This window comes from Anaeromyxobacter sp. Red801 (genome assembly GCF_049201065.2).
Taxonomy (GTDB): domain Bacteria; phylum Myxococcota; class Myxococcia; order Myxococcales; family Anaeromyxobacteraceae; genus Anaeromyxobacter.
In genome coordinates, this window is the sequence record NZ_CM181236.1 from 2,076,938 (window position 1) to 2,090,454 (window position 13,517).

The window sequence follows — 13,517 nt, forward strand, 5'->3', positions numbered from 1 at the left end:
CAGGGCGCGCGGCGGCGGGAGCGCGTCTCGTCAGCGCGAGAGCAGGATCCCGATCGCGGTCGCGATGACGACCAGCGCCGCGACGAGCAGCGCCACCTTCCGCGGGCTCTCGGCGCGCGTCTCGCGCACGCCCTGCAGCGCGTGCATGGCCCCGGCGCGCGTCCAGCGGTCGGAGGTCTCCGCGCGGACCAGGTCGTCGTCGCCGAGGAAGCCGTGCGCGTAGAGCGCGTGCAGGTCGGCGAGCGACGGGACCACCAGCTCCCGGCCGCTCGCGTCCCGCACGTGGTAGCGCATGGGCGCGCGCCTCATGCCGGCCCCAGCTCCGCGGCGATGGCCTCGGCGACGCGCAGGCCGTCCACCGCCGACGAGACGATGCCGCCCGCGTACCCGGCGCCCTCGCCGGCGGGATAGACGCCGCGGAGCGCCGGGCTCTGCAGGTCGTCGCCGCGCACCAGGCGGCAGGGCGCGCTGGTGCGGGTCTCGACGCCGATGAGCAGCGCCTCGTCGGTGACGAACCCGTGCATGCGCTTCTCGAAGCTGCGCAGCCCGGCGCGGAGCGCGTCGCGCACCGCCGCCGGGAAGAGCTGCGACAGGTCGGCGGGCACCACGCCGGGGCGGTACGAGGTGCGGCCGGGCGGCGCACCGGGGCGGCCGGCGAGGTATGCCGACAGCCGCTGCGCCGGCGCGTGGTAGCCGCCGCCGCCGAGCCGGAAGGCCGCCCGCTCCCACTTGCGCTGCCACTCCAGCCCGGCGAGCGGTCCCTCGAAGCCCTCGGCGGCGAAGTCGGCGGGCGAGACCGCCACGACCATGCCCGCGTTCGCGAGCGGCGAGCTGCGGTGCGAGTTGGACATGCCGTTCGTGCACTGCATCTCGGGCTCGGTCGGGGTGGGGACCACCACGCCGCCGGGGCACATGCAGAACGAGAAGACGCCGCGCGCCTCGCCCGCGACCCGCGGGTTGTCGGCCAGCTTGTAGTCCGCCGGGGGGAGCCTGGGGTGGCGCCGCTCGGTGCCGTACTGGATGCGGTCGATGAGCGGCTGCGGGTGCTCCGCGCGGAACCCGACGGCGAACGGCTTCGCCTCGACGGGCCAGCCCCGGCGGGCGAACAGCTCGAACAGCTCCCGCGCGCTGTTGCCGGGCGCGAGCACCAGCCGGTCCGAGTCGAGCGTCCGGCCGTCGGCGAGCGTCAGGCCGCGGAAGCGTCCGCCGGCGAGCTCCAGGTCCACGGCGCGGGCGCCCCACAGGAACGTGCAGCCGCCGCGCTCCAGCTCCTCGCGCATGGCGGAGATGGCGCCGGGCAGGAGGTCGGAGCCGACGTGCGGCTTGCCCTCGGCCAGGATCCGCGACACGCCCCCGAAGCGGGCGAACAGCTCCACGACCTTGCGCACCGCGGGGTGGTGGATGCGCGTCCCGAGCTTGCCGTCGGTGTACGCGCCCGCGCCGCCCTCGCCGAAGTTCATGTTCGACTCGGGATCGAGCGCGCCGGACCGCATCAGCTCGGCGACGTCGCGCCGGCGCGGCCCGACCGGCTTGCCGCGATCGACCACCACCGACGGCACGCCGCGCTCGAGCAGCTCCCAGGCGCAGAACAGGCCGGCGGGGCCCGCCCCGAGGATGATCGGCCGGGCGGCCGGGGCGCGCACGCGGGGCGCCGGCGGCTCGGGGGCGGGGGCGGGCGTCACGTCGGCGCCCGCGCCGCGGACCTCGCCCTCGACCGTCACCTCGAGGTTCACCAGCCAGCGCGCGTGGCCCTTCTTCCGCGCGTCGAGCGAGCGCCGGATCACCAGCGCGTCGCGGAGGTGCGCGGCCGAGACGCCCAGGCGCTCGGCCGCGCGGCGCGTCAGCAGCGCCTCGTCCTCGTCGAGCCAGAGCGGGATGTTCGAGACCCTGTACCGCAAGCGACTCCTCTCAGACCGCGAAGCGGGTTACGCGCCGGCCTGTCACGCGGGCAGGGGATGCGAACCGGCCTACGCACCAGCCCTCGGCTCCGGAAAGGGCCTGGAAGGGCACAACTACATGAAAAGATTGGTGGCGTCACCTTCGAACGGGTTTGGCCCGCCCCTTGCTGCTTCCGGGGGCCACGGTCGTTTGCGGCGCGGCCCGGTCCGCTCCGCGCGGGAGAAACTCAATGGTGCCAGGCATGCTCGACGTCAAGGGAACCCAGATCCTCGCGAAGTCGCTCTTCAAGGAGCTGCGTGGCAACGGCTACTCGCCCAACCAGATCCTGAGCCTCTCGACCGAGCTCATCGATCTCGTCACCCAGGATCTCAAGGGCGAGCACGAGGCCGAGGCCCTCCGGGCCACGCCGCCCCAGCTCCTCGGCGAGGACGCGAAGGAAGGCTGGCGGGCCGCGCTCTAGCGCGACCGCACCGACGACTTCGGAGCGCGCGGACGGTGCCGGGAGAACCCGGCGCCGTCCTTGCTTTTTTCCGGCCCCCGTCCCACCTCGTTTCCGTTGACTCCCCATGTCGCGGAAAGTAGCTTAGGCCACCTTTTCAACCCCCAGGAGGAGGGCGGCGCATGGCGCGTATCGCAATCAACGGGTTCGGTCGCATCGGTCGCTGCATCGTTCGCGCTGCCATCGAGCGCGGGGAGAAGGATCTCGAGTTCGTCTCCATCAACGACCTCACCGACACGAAGACCCTGGCGCACCTGCTGAAGTACGACTCGGTGCACGGCGTCCTGAACGCCGAGGTGAAGGCGACGGACAAGGGCATCGTGGTGAACGGCAAGGAGATCCAGGTCACGGCCATCAAGTCGCCGGCCGACCTGCCCCACGCCGCGAACAAGGTGGACCTGGTGCTGGAGTGCACCGGCCTGTTCACCGAGCGCGCCAAGGCGGAGGGCCACCTCCAGGCCGGCGCGCCGCGGGTGCTGATCTCGGCCCCGGCGAAGGGCCCGGACATCACCGTCGCCTACGGCATCAACCACCAGCAGCTCGATCTCTCGAAGCACAAGATCATCTCGAACGCGTCCTGCACCACCAACTGCCTCACGCCGGTGGCGAAGGTCCTGCTCGAGTCGTTCGGCATCAAGCGCGGCCTGATGACGACGATCCACTCGTACACGAACGACCAGAACCTGCTCGACCTGCCGCACAAGGACCTGCGCCGCGCCCGCGCCGCCGCGCTGTCGATGATCCCGTCCACCACCGGCGCCGCCAAGGCCGTCGCCGAGGTGATCCCGGCGCTCAAGGGCAAGCTGCACGGCACCGCGGTGCGCGTCCCCACGCCGAACGTCTCGCTGGTGGACCTCACGGTGGAGCTGGAGAAGAGCGCCACCGCCGAGGAGATCAACGCGGAGTTCAAGAAGGCGGCGGAGGGCGCGCTGAAGGGCGTGCTCGAGTACTCCGAGGCGCCGACCGTCTCGGTGGACTACAACCACAACCCGCACTCGTCGATCTTCGACGCCACCAACACCTTCGTCATCGACGGGAACTTCGCGAAGGTGTTCGCCTGGTACGACAACGAGTGGGGCTTCTCGAACCGCATGGTGGACGTGGCGAAGCTCGTCACGAAGTAGGCCGCCATGGCGCTCAAGACCATCGACGCCCTCGAGCTCGCGGGCAAGCGGGTCTTCATCCGCGTGGACTTCAACGTCCCGCTCGACCCGCAGGGCAGGGTGACCGACGACGCGCGCATCCGCGCCGCGCTGCCGACCATCCGCCACGCCATCCAGGCCAAGGCGAAGGTGATCCTCGCCTCGCACCTGGGCCGCCCGAAGGGCAAGCCGGAGGACCGCACCAAGCTCACCCTCGAGCCCGCCGCGGTGCGGCTCTCCGAGCTGCTCTCCCAGGACGTGATCCTGGCGGACGACTGCGTCGGGGACGGGGTCAAGAAGCTGGTGCGGGACCTGAAGGACGGGCACGTGCTGCTGCTCGAGAACCTCCGCTTCCACCCGGAGGAGGAGAAGAACGACGAGGCGTTCGCCCGCGAGCTGGCCAGCCTGGCCGACGTGTGGGTGAACGACGCGTTCGGCACCGCCCACCGCGCCCACGCCTCCACCGCCGGCATGGCCAGGTTCGTGAAGGAGAAGGCCGCCGGCTTCCTGGTGCAGAAGGAGGTCGAGTACCTGGGCAAGGCGCTCGGCAGCCCGGCGCGGCCGTTCGTGGCCATCGTCGGCGGCGCCAAGGTGTCCGACAAGATCAAGGTGCTCGAGAACCTCATCGCCAAGGCCGACGCCGTCTGCGTGGGCGGCGCCATGGCCTACACGTTCCTGAAGGCGCAGGGCGTGCCGGTGGGGCGGAGCCTGGTCGAGGAGGACAAGCTCGAGCTGGCCCGCCAGATCCTGGAGCGCGCCGAGGCCCGCAAGGTGGACCTGCTGCTCCCGGTGGACCACGTCTGCGGCGCGGAGCCCAAGGAGACGGCGGAGCGCGTGGTGGTGAACGATCGCGCCATCCCCGACGGCCTCATGGGGCTCGACATCGGCCCGAAGACGCTCGACCGCTACCGGCAGCGCATCGCCGGCGCGAAGACCGTCTTCTGGAACGGCCCCATGGGCCTGTTCGAGCAGAAGCCGTGGTCGGAGGGGACGTTCGGCGTCGCCAGGGCGATGGCGGCGAGCCCGGCCGTCACGGTCGTCGGCGGCGGCGACAGCGCCGCGGCGGTCGAGCAGGCCGGCCTCGTGGACAAGATGAAGCACGTCTCCACCGGCGGCGGCGCCAGCCTCGAGTTCATCGAGGGGCGGGAGCTCCCCGGCGTGAAGGCGTGCGAGGAGTGAGCGTGCCCCGCACCAAGTTCGTCTGCGGCAACTGGAAGATGCACAAGACCGTGGCCGAGGCGGTCCAGCTCGTGAAGGAGCTGGCCGCCGGGCTCGGCGACGTCGCCGGGAAGGTGCAGGTGGCGGTGGCGCCGCCGTTCACGGCCGTCCACGCGGCCGCGCAGGCGGCGGCCGGCTCGGCGATCGAGGTCGCCGGGCAGGACGTGCACTGGGAGGCCCAGGGCGCGTTCACCGGCGAGGTGTCCGCCGCGATGCTGGCGGAGGCGGGCTGCCGGCACGGCATCGTGGGCCACAGCGAGCGGCGCCAGCTGTTCGGCGAGACCGACGAGGCCGTGCGCAAGAAGGTGGGCGCGCTGCTCGCCGCCGGCCTCGCGCCCATCGTCTGCGTCGGCGAGACGCTCGCCGAGCGCGAGGCGGGCCGCACGCTCGAGGTGGTGGATCGGCAGGTGCGCCAGGGGCTCGCCGGGCTGGACGCCGGGGCGCTGGGCCGGGTGACCGTCGCCTACGAGCCGGTGTGGGCCATCGGCACCGGCAAGACCGCCACCTCCGCCCAGGCGCAGGAGGTCCACGCGGCCATCCGGAAGATCCTCCGCGAGATGGGGGGTTCCGTGGCGGACGCGATCCGGATTCAATACGGCGGCTCGGTCAAGCCCGAGAACGCCCAGGAACTGATGTCCCAGCCCGACGTCGACGGCGCGCTCGTCGGCGGGGCCAGCCTCAAGGCGAAGGACTTCCTCGCCATCGTGAAAGGTGCACTCCGTTGATCACGCTCGTCACCGTCCTCCACGTCCTCGTCTGCGTCTTCCTCATCCTCGTGATCCTGCTCCAGGCCGGTAAGGGCGGGGGCATGGGCGCCGGCCTGGGCGGCGGCGGCTCGCAGACGGTGTTCGGCGGCCGCGGCTCCCAGACGTTCCTCGGCAAGGTCACCAGCGTGTCGGCGGGCATCTTCATGCTCACCTCGCTGACGCTCGCCTACCACGCGTCGCGCACCAGCTCGGTGGTCGAGCGCGAGGCCGCGCCCGCCCCGGCGCCGTTCGCGCCCGGCGCGCAGCTCCCGGCGCCCGCGCAGCCCGCCCCGGCCCAGCAGCCGGCGGCCCCGGCGCAGCCCGCGCCCGCGAAGTAGCGAGGAGGGCAGGGCGCTCGCGTCGCGCGGGCGCCCGTCCCCGGGGACTCCAGCGAAGGGCAAAAGAAAAGGGGATCCGGGTTCGCCGGATCCCCTTTCTGCTGTTCGGTGTGCCCAGGGCGAGATTCGAACTCGCACGCCTTACGGCGCCACCCCCTCAAGATGGTGTGTCTACCAGTTCCACCACCTGGGCGTTCGGAGCGGACGGTTTCTAGCAAAGGCCCGTTCCGGGCGCAACAGCGGAAAACGCGAACGGGTCAGGAAGGCGGAGGATTCCGCGCCGGTCACCGCTCCAGCTTGTCCCGCTTCTCCTCCACGTCCTTCCACTCCTCGGCCTCGGGCAGCGGGTCCTTCTTCTCGGTGATGTTCGGCCAGGCCTTGCTCAGCTCGGAGTTGAGCTGGACGTACTCGTTCCACTTCGCCGGCAGGCTCTCCTCCGGGAAGATGGCCTTGGTCGGGCAGGCGGGCTCGCAGGCGCCGCAGTCGATGCACTCGTCGGGATGGATGACGAGGAAGTTCGGCCCCTCGTAGAAGCAGTCCACCGGACAGACCTCGACGCAGTCGGTGTACTTGCACTTGATGCAGGGCTCGGCGACGACGTAGGCCATGGCGCGTCCTCCAGGAGGGGACGGGTTCCTAATCTACGGCTCGTAATAGTCGAGCCCGAGGTGGGTGATGAGCTCCTCGCCCGCCAGGTGGCGGAGCGTGTTCTTCAGCTTGGTGAGCTGGATGAACAGGTCGTGCTCGGGGTAGAGCCCCTCGGCGACCATGGGGCTCTTGAAGTAGAACGAGAGCCACTCCTGGATCCCGGACATCCCGGCGCGCTGCGCCAGGTCGAGGAACAGCGCCACGTCGAGCGCGACCGGGGCCGCCAGGATCGAGTCCCGGCAGAGGAAGTTCACCTTGATCTGCATCGGGTAGCCGAGCCAGCCCTCGATGTCGACGTTGTCCCACCCCTCCTTGTTGTCGCCGCGCGGCTTGTAGTACTCGATGTGAACCTGGTGGTCGAAGTGGCCGTAGAGGTCGGGGTACAGCTCCGGCTGCAGGATGTACTGGAGCGCGGAGAGCTTCGAGACCTCCTTGGTCTTGAAGCTGCCGGGATCGTCGAGCACCTCGCCGTCGCGGTTGCCCAGGATGTTGGTGGAGAACCAGCCGTTCAGCGCGAGCAGCCGCGCCTTGAGCATCGGCGCGAGCACCGTCTTCATCATGGTCTGGCCGGTCTTGAAGTCCTTGCCGGCGATGGGCACGCCCTGCTTCCGGGCGAGCTGCTGCAGCGCCGGGACGTCCACGGTGAGGTTCGGCGCGCCGTTCCCGAACGGCACGCCCTCCTTCAGCGCCGCCCACGCGTAGATCATCGAGGGGGCGATGGCCGGGTCGCTCGCCGCCATGGCCTTCTCGAACCGCCCCAGCTCCGCGTGGACCGCCGACGGCTCCAGGTACACCTCGGTGGACGCGCACCACAGCATCACCGCGCGGGCGCAGTCGTTCTCGCGCAGGAAGCGGCGGATGTCCTCGCGCAGCGCCTCGCCCAGCTCCAGCTTGCTCGGCGCCTTCTTCACGTTCGGCCCGTCGAGCCGGCGCACGTACTCGGGCGAGAACACCGCCGGCATGGGCCGGACCGCGGACAGCGGGACGCGCAGCTGCTCGAGCAGCGCGTGGTCGAGCACCGAGGCGTGGGTCGCGGACGCGTAGGCGTCGTCCGGGAACGGGTCCCACGCGCCGAAGCGCACGTCCTCCAGCGCGGCGATGGGCACCAGCTCGCGGACCAGCGGCGCCCGCTTCTCGGTGCGCTTGCCGAGCCGCACCGTGCCCATCTGCGTGAGCGAGCCGATCGGCTTGCCCATCCCGCGCTTCACCGCCTCGACCCCCGCGATCAAGGTGGTGGCGACGGCGCCCAGTCCCGGCACGAGCACGGCCAGCCGGCCCTTCGCCGGCGCGATCGAGCGTGGCTTCCTCACGTTGGCTTCCTCCCGGCGGTGCGCGACCGCTCCCGACAAGGTTTCGGGCCGTGGCCGCCGCCGCAAGGCCTGACGCGTGGCCGGGCGGGCGACCGCTCACCGGAAGCGTAGGCCACCGGCCGTCGCGAAAGGGCCGCCATTGGGCTCGGGCTGGCGGGGCGGCCCGTCAGGGGTACAATCCGTCGAAATGCCGCAGGAACGCCGCGACCCCCGTGTCCCCGTCTTGCTCCGCATCCGGCTGGCCTACGGATCGGTGGACGAATTCGTCGATCGCTTCGCGCTGAACGTCTCGCGCGGCGGCCTGTTCGTGCGGACGCTCGAGCCGCAGCCGCCCGGGACGCCGCTGCGCCTGGACGTGGTGCTCGAGTCCGGCGACCAGGTGATCCACGGCAGCGGGGTGGTGCGCTGGAGCACGCCCCCGTCGGCGCCCGGCGAGCCGGCCCGCGTCCCGGGCATGGGGATCAAGTTCGTGGACCTCTCGCCCGAGAGCCGGGCGCTGGTGGACCGGCTGGTGGCGGGCCGCGGCGCGGAGGCGCAGAGCGACGAGCCGCCGCGCCCCGCGGCCCCGCCGGCCCGCCCGCCCGCCGCCGCGCCGCCCCCGGGACGCCCCCCGGGCGTGCCCGCGCCGGCGACGCGCGCCGCCGCGCCGGCCCCGGGCCGTCCGCCCGGCGCCGCCGCGCCCGCCCCACGCCCGGCCGCGCCCGCCGTGCCCAGCGCGCCGGCCGCGTCGCCGGCCCGGCCCACGCCGGCGACGCCCGCTCCCCCGGCGCCCCCGCCGCCGGCGAAGGCGCGCGGCGCGGTCATCGGCATCGACCTCGGCACCACCAACTCCTGCGTGGCGGTGGTGCGGGGCGGAAAGCCGGAGGTGCTCGCCTCGCGCCAGGGCTACCGCACGCTGCCGTCGGTGGTCGCCTACGACGCGCAGGGGCGGCTGCTGGTCGCGCACGCCGCCAAGGCGCAGATGGTGGTGAACCCGCGCAACACCGTCTACGGCTCGAAGCGGCTGGTGGGGCGGCCGTTCGCCTCGCCCACGGTGCAGGCGTGCCGCGATCGCTTCCACTACGAGATCGTCCCGGGCCCGGACGGCGCCGCGGCGGTGCGCTTCGCCGGCCGCGACTTCTCGCTGCAGCAGATCGCGGCGCTGATCCTGAAGGAGATGCGCGAGACCGCGGCGCAGGCGCTGGGGGCGCCGGTGGAGCACGCGGTGATCACGGTGCCCGCCTACTACAACGACCACCAGCGCAACGCGGTCCGCGAGGCGGGCCGCCTGGCCGGCCTCGCCGTGGACCGGATCGTGAACGAGCCCACCGCCGCGGCGCTCGCCTTCGGCTTCGGCAAGGGGCTCGACAAGCGGGTGCTGGTGTACGACCTGGGCGGCGGCACGTTCGACGCCTCGGTGCTGGAGATCCAGGGCGAGGTGTACGAGGTGATCTCCACCGGCGGCGACACCTTTCTCGGCGGCGTGGACTTCGACGCGCAGCTGCTCGACCACCTGGTCTGGCGCTTCATGGAGGAGCACGGCTTCGCGCCGCCCGAGGACCGGGTGGTGTGGCAGCGCATCCGCGACGCCGCCGAGGAGACGAAGGTCGCGCTCTCCACCCGCGAGGTGGCGGTCGCCCAGGTGCCGTACCTGTGCAAGGACCGGGACGGCAAGGACGTGGGCCTCGAGGTGAAGGTCACCCGGGAGGAGCTGGAGGCGCTCACCGAGCGGCTGGTGGACCGGACCATCGAGGTGTGCCGCGAGGTGCTCGCCGCGAAGGGGCTCGGGCCGGGCGACGTGGACGAGGTCCTGCTCGTGGGCGGCCAGAGCCGGATGCCGCTCGTCTGGCGCAAGATCCAGGAGGCGCTCGGGCGCGAGCCGAACCGCAGCGTCCACCCCGACGAGGCGGTCGCGCTCGGCGCGGCGCTGCTCGCCGACTCGGCGCACCGCATCGACTCGGTGGTGCTGATCGACGCGCTGGCCATGGGCATCGGCGTCGGGCTGCCCGGCGGCCGGATGGCGCCGGTGTTCCCCCGCAACACGCGCCTCCCCGCGAGGAAGGCGCACGAGCACGCCACCACCCGCGACGGCCAGACCGAGCTCGAGCTGCAGGTGTTCCAGGGCGACTCGGACAAGGCCTCCGAGTGCGAGTACCTCGGCACGGTGCGGGTGGAGGGGCTGCCGGCGCGGCCGCGCGGCGAGGTGCGGGTGGCGGTGGAGTTCGCGCTCGGGGCCGAGGGCATCCTCACCGTCACCGCGCGCGATCTCGCCACCGGCCAGGTCACCGCCATGCAGCTCGCCACGCTCGACACGCCCGAGTCGCTCCGCCAGAAGCTCCAGCTGCCCGAGCCGCAGACCGCGCCGCGCGGCGCCCGCCCGCTGGAGCGCGCCCCGCGCCCGCCCGTCCCGCCGCCGTCCGCGGCGCCGAGGCAGGGGCTGTTCGGCCGCATGTTCGGCCCGAGGAAGTGACATGGCCGGCCCGCTGGTCGTCTTCCTGCACCGCGGCGGCTGGGAGGACCGCTACCAGGCGGCCACGCTGGCCGTGACCGCGGCCGCCTTCGGCGAGCAGGTCACGGTGGCGCTGTTCTTCGAGCCGCTCCGGCTCTGGGTGGCGGGGCGCTTCGACGAGGGGGCGCCGCCGGCGGCGGCCGAGGCGCGCGTGACGCCGCTCGCGGAGGCGCTGGAGGAGGCCCGGCGCGAGCTGGGGCTGCGCGTGGTGGCGTGCGACACCGCGGTGCGGCTCGCCGGGCTCGACCCGGATCACGTCCTCGGGCGGCTCGACGCCATCGACACGCTGCCCTCGCTCTGGCGCGCCGCGCGCGCGGGCAGGGCGCTCACCTTCTGACGCGGCCCGCGCCCCGGCGCGGTTGCCGGGGAGGCGGGGGCGGGATATAGGCGAACGCGTCCCATGACCAGCCTCTCCGGCAAGCGCGTCCTCGTCATCGGCGCCGGCGGCCTCGGCGGCCCGGCCCTCCTCACGCTGGCGGCGGCCGGGGTGGGCCGGCTCGTCCTCGTCGAGGACGACGCCGTCGAGACGTCGAACCTGAACCGCCAGCCGCTGTTCCAGGAGGCCGACGTCGGCCGGCGCAAGGCCGCCGCCGCGGCCGCGCGGCTGCGGGCGATCTTCCCGTCGGTCGAGGTGGACGCCCGCGACGAGCGGTTCGACGCCGCGAACGCGGAGGCGCTGGCCGGCGCCGCCGACGTCGTCGTGGACGGCTCGGACAACTTCGAGACCAAGTTCCTCGCCAACGACGCCGCCACGCGGGTGAGGCGCCCGCTGGTGCACGCGGGCGTGCTCCGCACCACCGTCCAGCTCCTCACCGTGGCGCCCTCCGGCCTGGGCGGCTGCCTGCGTTGCCTGTTCGAGGCGCCGCCGCCGCCGGGCTCGGTCGCGTCCTGCTCGCAGGCAGGGATCCTGGGGCCGGTGGCCGGGTTCGCCGGGGCGCTCCTCGCCGCCGAGGCGCTGCGCCTGCTCGCCGGCGAGCGCGGGACGTACGAGGGGCGGCTGTTCACCTACGAGCTGCGCAGCGGGCGGTCGCGCCTGGTGCTGGTCCGCAAGCGCCCCGGGTGCCTGGCCTGCGCCGGGCGCCAGGTGCTGGGGAGCAGCGCGCCCGCGGCCTGCGACGCGCCCGCGGCGCCGGCGGGGGGCGCGGCGTGACCGCCCCCGAGCGCGCGGCGAGCCGGATCGACATCCGCGCCTTCGCCTGCCCCATGACCTGGGTGAAGACGCGGATCGCGCTGGAGCGGCTCGCGGAGGGCGAGACGCTCGAGGTGTGGCTGCGCGCCGGCGAGCCGCTGGAGAGCGTCCCGCGCAGCGCCGAGGAGGACGGGCACCGCGTGCTCGCGGTGGAGCCGCTGCCGGCCGAGGGCGACGGCGCGTACCGCCTGCTGCTCGAGAAGCGCCGCCCCGGCGACGCGCCGGTGCTCCCGTGAGCCACGCCCGGCCGGAGGAACCATGTCGCTGAGCGACGATCGCATCGCGCGCTGGGCCCGGCAGCTGCTGGTGCCCGGCTTCGGGGAGGAGGCCCAGGAGCGGCTGCTCGGCGCCCGCGTGCGGGTGGTCGGGATCGACGCGGTCGCGTCCGCGGCGCTCGTGTACCTCGTCCAGGCCGGCGTCGGCCGGCTCTGGCTCGACGACCCCGAGGACGTGTCGCCCGCGGACCTGGCCGGCTGGCTCTTCCCGCCCTCGGCGGTGGGCACGTCGCGGGTGGACGCGGCCCGGAGCGCCCTCGCGCCGCTGTCCGCGTTCGTCCAGGTGGACCGCTATCCGACCGGCGGCGTGCCGACCGCGGCGCTCGTCTGCGCGCCGTCGGTGGTGCAGGCGGTCACGTCGGCGGAGGCGGCGCGCCGGGCCGGCATCCCGCACGTGGTGGTCGAGCCGGACGGCGACGGCGGCGCGGTGGTCTCGGTGCCGCCGGGGGCCCCGTGCTACTCCTGCGCCCGCTCCACCGCCGGCGCGGGCCGCCCGCCCGAGCCGGGCGTCGCGGCGCTGGCCGCGCTCGGCGCGGCGGAGCTGATCCACCTGATGGCCCAGCCGGGCAGCGTGACGGGTCGGCGCGTCGAGCTGGTGCGCGGCGTGGCCACCGCCCGCCCCACCGCGCGGCTCGCCGGCTGCGCCTGCGCCGGCGCCCAGCCCGCCGAGGCCTGACGAAACCCCAGCGACCCCGCGCCCGGGGGAGCCCGCGGGCCGGTGCGCGCGCCCGGCGGCGCGCGGCGGTCGCCGCCCGCGGCGGCGTTCTCCCGCCGTGAACGTCCGGCCCGCGGCCGGCGCGAGATTGACCCACGGAGAACGGGTCCACCGATATCGGATTGCGCAACCGCCTGGAAAAACAGGGCGAACGTGGATTTGGCGCGATGCGGTCCGATTTTGAGAACGGAGGTGCGAGAGGGTATACTCCACCGACCAAACCGCTCGTTCGCCGCCGGTGACACCGCCGCGGCGCGTCCGGAGGACGGCATGGAGACGCAACACGGCGCCGGGTTCGTGGTCTGGCTCACCGGGATGAACCGGGCGGGCAAGAGCACCCTGGCCTCCCATCTGGTCGCGCGGCTCGCGGCCGCGGGCCGCCCCGCGACGCTGCTCGACGAGGACGGCGAGGCGGCGCTGCTGCTGGAGGGGCTCGGCACGCTCAAGGAGGACCGCACCCGCGTCGTCACCCGCCTCGGCTTCGTCGCCAAGGCGGTGATGCGCTCGGGGGGGATCGCCGTCTGCGCGGCGCTCTCGCCGTACCGCGATGCGCGCGAGCAGCTCCGCCGCGAGGCGCGCCGGTTCGTCGAGGTCTTCGTGGACTGCTCCATGGAGAAGCTGCGGGAGCGCGATCCCCAGGGGATCTACGCGAAGGCGCTCGCCGGCGAGCTGAAGGGCGTGCCCGGGGTGGACGTGCCGTACGAGCCGCCCGCGCGCCCGGAGGTGGTGGTCCACACCGACCAGCTCTCGGTGGAGGAGTGCGTCCTGCGCGTGCTCCAGGCGATGGTGGACGCGAAGGTGATCGGCCCGGCCGAGTTCGGCCGCCTCACCGGCGGCCAGCGCCCGCGCCGCGCGCGCCCCGAGCCCGCCGCGAAGCCTGCCGCGAAGCCTGCTGCGAAGGCGAGGGCCAAGGCGGCCGCCAAGGGCGGGTCCGCCGGTGGCGCGCGCCGGCGGCTCGACGCGCGCCAGGCCGCGCGGCGGCCCCAGCGGAAGGCCGCGCCCACCCCGGCCAAGGGCGCCAAGCGCCGGCGGTAGCGGCCCCGGGCGCGC

The 13,517-nt window shown here is 73.9% G+C and carries 15 protein-coding genes and 1 tRNA gene; 11 read left to right on the top strand and 5 right to left on the bottom strand.

Annotated features, from left to right (window positions below; genetic code table 11):
- Positions 1 to 30 precede the first annotated feature (30 nt).
- Both ACOQFB_RS09505 and ACOQFB_RS09510 read right to left on the bottom strand, forming a co-directional pair.
- Complete coding sequence (locus tag ACOQFB_RS09505) at positions 31 to 309, bottom strand: hypothetical protein (RefSeq protein WP_421610954.1); 279 nt, start codon at positions 307 to 309, stop codon at positions 31 to 33.
- Positions 306 to 1,898, bottom strand: coding sequence for an NAD(P)/FAD-dependent oxidoreductase (locus ACOQFB_RS09510; protein ID WP_421610953.1), 1,593 nt, complete (start codon positions 1,896 to 1,898; stop codon positions 306 to 308). The genes ACOQFB_RS09505 and ACOQFB_RS09510 overlap by 4 nt, the downstream gene beginning before the upstream one ends.
- A gap of 230 nt (positions 1,899 to 2,128) precedes the next feature.
- Between ACOQFB_RS09510 and ACOQFB_RS09515 the strand changes: the two genes are divergently transcribed.
- From ACOQFB_RS09515 to secG, 5 genes are all read left to right on the top strand, one after another.
- Positions 2,129 to 2,359, top strand: a complete 231-nt coding sequence (locus ACOQFB_RS09515; protein ID WP_059439022.1) for a hypothetical protein — start codon at positions 2,129 to 2,131, stop codon at positions 2,357 to 2,359.
- Positions 2,360 to 2,520: 161 nt separating this feature from the next.
- On the top strand, positions 2,521 to 3,522 hold the full coding sequence (gap, locus tag ACOQFB_RS09520; RefSeq protein ID WP_421610951.1) for a type I glyceraldehyde-3-phosphate dehydrogenase: 1,002 nt from the start codon (positions 2,521 to 2,523) through the stop codon (positions 3,520 to 3,522).
- Between the two features lie 6 nt (positions 3,523 to 3,528).
- The gene (locus ACOQFB_RS09525; RefSeq protein ID WP_421610950.1) at positions 3,529 to 4,719 is read left to right on the top strand and encodes a phosphoglycerate kinase; all 1,191 of its coding nucleotides are present in this window, start codon (positions 3,529 to 3,531) and stop codon (positions 4,717 to 4,719) included.
- Between the two features lie 2 nt (positions 4,720 to 4,721).
- Complete coding sequence (tpiA, locus tag ACOQFB_RS09530) at positions 4,722 to 5,483, top strand: triose-phosphate isomerase (protein WP_421610949.1); 762 nt, start codon at positions 4,722 to 4,724, stop codon at positions 5,481 to 5,483.
- Positions 5,480 to 5,842: a preprotein translocase subunit SecG gene (gene secG / locus ACOQFB_RS09535; RefSeq protein WP_059439026.1), complete on the top strand. Its 363-nt coding sequence runs from the start codon at positions 5,480 to 5,482 to the stop codon at positions 5,840 to 5,842. Before tpiA ends, secG begins: the two co-directional genes overlap by 4 nt.
- 111 nt (positions 5,843 to 5,953) lie before the next feature.
- Here secG and ACOQFB_RS09540 read toward each other — a convergent pair.
- The 3 genes from ACOQFB_RS09540 to ACOQFB_RS09550 form a co-directional block, all read right to left on the bottom strand.
- Positions 5,954 to 6,035 (bottom strand) — tRNA-Leu (locus ACOQFB_RS09540).
- A gap of 91 nt (positions 6,036 to 6,126) precedes the next feature.
- Positions 6,127 to 6,450, bottom strand: coding sequence for a ferredoxin FdxA (gene fdxA, locus ACOQFB_RS09545; protein WP_011420590.1), 324 nt, complete (start codon positions 6,448 to 6,450; stop codon positions 6,127 to 6,129).
- Positions 6,451 to 6,483: 33 nt separating this feature from the next.
- Positions 6,484 to 7,800 carry an inositol-3-phosphate synthase gene (locus ACOQFB_RS09550; protein ID WP_059439027.1) on the bottom strand — a complete coding sequence of 439 codons (1,317 nt, stop codon included), beginning with the start codon at positions 7,798 to 7,800 and terminating at the stop codon, positions 6,484 to 6,486.
- 187 nt (positions 7,801 to 7,987) lie between these two features.
- Here ACOQFB_RS09550 and ACOQFB_RS09555 point away from each other — a divergent pair, with 187 nt between their 5' ends.
- The 6 genes from ACOQFB_RS09555 to cysC all read left to right on the top strand — a co-directional run bounded on the left by ACOQFB_RS09555 (position 7,988) and on the right by cysC (position 13,502).
- Complete coding sequence (locus ACOQFB_RS09555; RefSeq protein ID WP_421610948.1) at positions 7,988 to 10,249, top strand: TIGR02266 family protein; 2,262 nt, start codon at positions 7,988 to 7,990, stop codon at positions 10,247 to 10,249.
- Position 10,250: 1 nt separating this feature from the next.
- A complete protein-coding gene (locus ACOQFB_RS09560; RefSeq protein WP_059438704.1) occupies positions 10,251 to 10,625 on the top strand; it encodes a hypothetical protein in 375 nt (124 codons plus the stop codon).
- Positions 10,626 to 10,688: 63 nt separating this feature from the next.
- Positions 10,689 to 11,438, top strand: coding sequence for a ThiF family adenylyltransferase (locus tag ACOQFB_RS09565; RefSeq protein ID WP_059438705.1), 750 nt, complete (start codon positions 10,689 to 10,691; stop codon positions 11,436 to 11,438).
- Positions 11,435 to 11,713: a sulfurtransferase TusA family protein gene (locus tag ACOQFB_RS09570; RefSeq protein WP_059438706.1), complete on the top strand. Its 279-nt coding sequence runs from the start codon at positions 11,435 to 11,437 to the stop codon at positions 11,711 to 11,713. Before ACOQFB_RS09565 ends, ACOQFB_RS09570 begins: the two co-directional genes overlap by 4 nt.
- Positions 11,714 to 11,735: 22 nt before the next feature.
- Complete coding sequence (locus ACOQFB_RS09575; RefSeq protein ID WP_421610947.1) at positions 11,736 to 12,428, top strand: ThiF family adenylyltransferase; 693 nt, start codon at positions 11,736 to 11,738, stop codon at positions 12,426 to 12,428.
- 309 nt (positions 12,429 to 12,737) lie between these two features.
- Positions 12,738 to 13,502, top strand: coding sequence for an adenylyl-sulfate kinase (cysC, locus tag ACOQFB_RS09580; RefSeq protein ID WP_421610946.1), 765 nt, complete (start codon positions 12,738 to 12,740; stop codon positions 13,500 to 13,502).
- Positions 13,503 to 13,517 lie beyond the last annotated feature (15 nt).

Excerpts from the sequence above, each read along its gene's own strand:
- ACOQFB_RS09505 (WP_421610954.1), bottom strand. The coding sequence starts at position 309 with ATGAGGCGCGCGCCCATGCGCTACCACGTGCGGGACGCGAGCGGCCGG.
- ACOQFB_RS09515 (WP_059439022.1), top strand. The coding sequence starts at position 2,129 with ATGGTGCCAGGCATGCTCGACGTCAAGGGAACCCAGATCCTCGCGAAG.
- gap (WP_421610951.1), top strand. The coding sequence starts at position 2,521 with ATGGCGCGTATCGCAATCAACGGGTTCGGTCGCATCGGTCGCTGCATC.
- ACOQFB_RS09525 (WP_421610950.1), top strand. The coding sequence starts at position 3,529 with ATGGCGCTCAAGACCATCGACGCCCTCGAGCTCGCGGGCAAGCGGGTC.
- fdxA (WP_011420590.1), bottom strand. The coding sequence starts at position 6,450 with ATGGCCTACGTCGTCGCCGAGCCCTGCATCAAGTGCAAGTACACCGAC.
- ACOQFB_RS09555 (WP_421610948.1), top strand. The coding sequence starts at position 7,988 with ATGCCGCAGGAACGCCGCGACCCCCGTGTCCCCGTCTTGCTCCGCATC.
- ACOQFB_RS09560 (WP_059438704.1), top strand. The coding sequence starts at position 10,251 with ATGGCCGGCCCGCTGGTCGTCTTCCTGCACCGCGGCGGCTGGGAGGAC.
- ACOQFB_RS09565 (WP_059438705.1), top strand. The coding sequence starts at position 10,689 with ATGACCAGCCTCTCCGGCAAGCGCGTCCTCGTCATCGGCGCCGGCGGC.
- ACOQFB_RS09575 (WP_421610947.1), top strand. The coding sequence starts at position 11,736 with ATGTCGCTGAGCGACGATCGCATCGCGCGCTGGGCCCGGCAGCTGCTG.
- cysC (WP_421610946.1), top strand. The coding sequence starts at position 12,738 with ATGGAGACGCAACACGGCGCCGGGTTCGTGGTCTGGCTCACCGGGATG.